General features: G+C 55.3%; 2 protein-coding genes. One reads left to right on the forward strand and one right to left on the reverse strand.

From position 1 onward, the window contains the following. Positions 1-2,704 (forward strand): type VI secretion system ATPase TssH (gene tssH, locus ABYT07_RS19990; protein WP_372993763.1); only part of this gene is annotated, 2,704 nt, incomplete at its 5' end. An 88-nt stretch (positions 2,705-2,792) separates the two neighbouring features. Here the strand turns inward: tssH and ABYT07_RS19995 are convergent. Next, positions 2,793-3,032 carry a hypothetical protein gene (locus ABYT07_RS19995; protein WP_372993764.1) on the reverse strand — a complete coding sequence of 80 codons (240 nt, stop codon included), beginning with the start codon at positions 3,030-3,032 and terminating at the stop codon, positions 2,793-2,795. Positions 3,033-3,192: the final 160 nt, after the last annotated feature.

Below are 3,192 nucleotides of genomic sequence, written 5' to 3' on the forward strand. Positions count from 1 at the left end.
GAAACTTAACCCCCTTGGGTTCAAAGCAATCGAAGGGGCGACCGTATTCTGCAAAATGCGTGGAAACCCCTATGTCGAAGTTGTTCACTGGATGCACCAGATCCTGAACAATCAAGACAGCGACATCCATCGCATCGTGCAACATTTCAACCTTGATGCCGGCAAAATCGCGACCGAAATGACCTCGGCGCTGGATAAGCTGCCACGCGGTGCGTCGTCTGTCAGTGATCTGTCCAGCCATCTTGAGGATGTGATGGAGCGTGCTTGGGTCTGGGGGTCATTGTTGTATTCGTCAAATCAGGTGCGCACCGGCCACCTGATTTTGGGCATGCTGGAAACGCCGAACCTCAAGAACATTCTGATGACGATCTCGCCGACATTAGCGGGCATCAAGGCCAGTGATCTGGCAGATGATTTCCACGACATCACCGATGGATCACCCGAAGACGCGATGCGCCCGCAAGATGGGTCTGTCACCGGTGGTGGTGCAGAGCCGGGCGAAGCAAGCGGTGCCATGTCGCCGTCGCAGATGGGCAAGCAAGAAGCCTTGGACCAGTTTTGTACTGACCTGACCGAACAAGCCCGCAATGGCGAAATCGACCCGATCGTTGGCCGTGACGAAGAAATCCGCCAGATCGTAGACGTCTTGATGCGCCGTCGTCAAAACAACCCGATCCTGACCGGCGAAGCGGGCGTTGGTAAGACGGCTGTCGTCGAAGGTTTCGCGCTGCGTATCGCGCGCGGCGATGTGCCACCCGCATTGCGAGATGTGCGTTTGCTGGTATTGGACGTGGGCCTGTTGCAGGCCGGCGCGTCTATGAAAGGCGAATTTGAAAACCGTCTGCGTCAGGTCATTGACGAAGTTCAGGGATCGACCACACCCATCGTCATGTTCGTGGATGAAACCCATACGCTTGTCGGGGCCGGGGGGGCCGCAGGGACTGGCGACGCTGCAAACCTGCTAAAGCCAGCGCTTGCTCGCGGTACGCTGCGCACCATTGGCGCAACCACTTGGGCTGAATACAAGAAGTACATCGAAAAAGACCCGGCTTTGACCCGCCGCTTTCAGGTGGTCCATGTCGAAGAGCCTGACATTCCAAAGGCCGTTTTGATGATGCGCGGCATCGCGTCGATGCTGGAAAAGCACCACAAAGTGCAAGTGCTTGACGAAGGTATCGAAGCGTCTGTTACGCTTTCCGCGCGCTATATTCCTGCGCGTCAGTTGCCGGATAAGTCGGTCAGCCTGCTTGACACGGCCTGCGCCCGTGTCGCGGTCAGCCAGCATGCTGTGCCTGCCCAAGTCGACGATTGTCAGCGCCGGATTGAATCGCTTGGGACCGAGCTTGATATCATCGGTCGAGACGAAACAGCAGGCTATGATGTTGGTGAACGCCGTGCCAATGTCCAAGCGGCGATGGCCGCAGAAGAGGAGCGCCTTGTTGGTTTGAAAGCCAATTGGGAGATCGAAAAGACCCTTGTCGGCGAAATCATCGAATTGCGCGCCAAGCTGCGTGCAGGCGGGCAGCCGCTAGAGCAAACCCACACCCCTGAAGGGGCCGCAGCGAACGAAGTCGCGCTGCAAGAAGGCATCGAACCCGCGCTGAGCGACGAAGAGCGCGCCGCCGTGATGGCCGAACTCAAAGCCAAGAACGCCGAGCTGGAAGCGCAGCAAGGCGATAGCCCGCTGATCATGCCGATTGTGGACCATCAGGCTGTTGCGTCTGTTGTTGGCGATTGGACGGGTATTCCCGTCGGGCGGATGCTGAAAGACGAACTTGAGACTGTTTTGAATCTTGAAGAGCATTTGGCCAAACGTGTCATCGGCCAAGACCATGCGATGAAGATGATCGCCAAGCGCATCCAGACCAGCCGTGCGGGGTTGGACAACCCGTCCAAGCCTATCGGTGTCTTTATGTTGGCCGGAACCTCCGGCGTTGGTAAGACCGAAACGGCGCTGGCGTTGGCCGAAGTGTTGTACGGTGGCGAACAAAACGTCATCACGATCAACATGTCCGAATACCAAGAGGCACATACCGTGTCATCTTTGAAAGGCGCACCTCCGGGGTATGTCGGCTATGGCGAGGGCGGCGTGCTAACCGAAGCGGTGCGGCGCAAACCCTATTCAGTTGTTCTGCTCGACGAAGTCGAAAAGGCGCATCCCGATGTGCACGAGATCTTTTTCCAGGTCTTTGACAAGGGCGTCATGGAAGACGGCGAAGGGCGCGTGATCGACTTTAAGAACACCCTGATCCTGTTGACGTCGAACGCGGGCACCGATCTGATTATGGATATGTGCGCGGACCCTGAATTGTTGCCCGAACCCGAAGGCATGGCAAAAGCGCTGCGTGAACCCTTGCTGAAGGTATTCCCGCCAGCATTGCTGGGGCGTCTGGTCGCGATCCCGTATTATCCGCTGAGCCCCGATATGATCGGCAAGATCACGGTGCTGCAACTTAACCGCATCAAAAAGCGTGTAGAAGCCGCGCATGGTGTCCCGTTCGAATACTCTGATGCCGTCGTCGAAGAGATCGTGAACCGCTGCCAAGAGCTGGAAAGCGGTGGCCGGATGATCGACGCGATTGTGACCAATACAATGCTACCTGATATTTCGGCGGAATTCTTGCGCCGGATGATGGAAGGCGGCACGATCGAGAAAGTCGCCATCGACGCCAAGGATCACGAATTCACCTATAGTTTCGAATAAGGGCTAGGGTCTTTTTCAGTATGCCGCCGTTGGATCGCAAGCGCGGCGATAAAGACGAAAACAAACAAGGCGCGTAGGTGTATTTTCCCTATGCGCCTTCGACAAAGTTTGCGGGTTTGGAATGCCGTTTAACGATATTGTGCAGGAGAAAGGACAGCGCAGCATTGATTGACAGATGCAGATCGCGAAACTTACTATCAAGTGACTTCGCCTCTTGGCGCAATGTTACAAATACCGACAAGAAATTAGCCACGAAATCGTACCGAACCGGCGTCGTTGTCGCGACAAAGAACGCGAACAGCTCTTTTAGAAAATCGTTCTCAGCCAAGATGTCTTTGTCTGGGGATGGCGTCGAATTTAATAACCACCGCCGATATCAATTTTTAGACCGTAATTTCCACAATATAAACGAGGAGCATTACCATGGCAGCCGACGGCACAAAAACGATGAATGCAAAGCTGAGCCTTGCACCGTTAAAGTCAAAGGA

The organism is Sulfitobacter sp., from assembly GCF_041552635.1.
Lineage (GTDB): Bacteria > Pseudomonadota > Alphaproteobacteria > Rhodobacterales > Rhodobacteraceae > Sulfitobacter.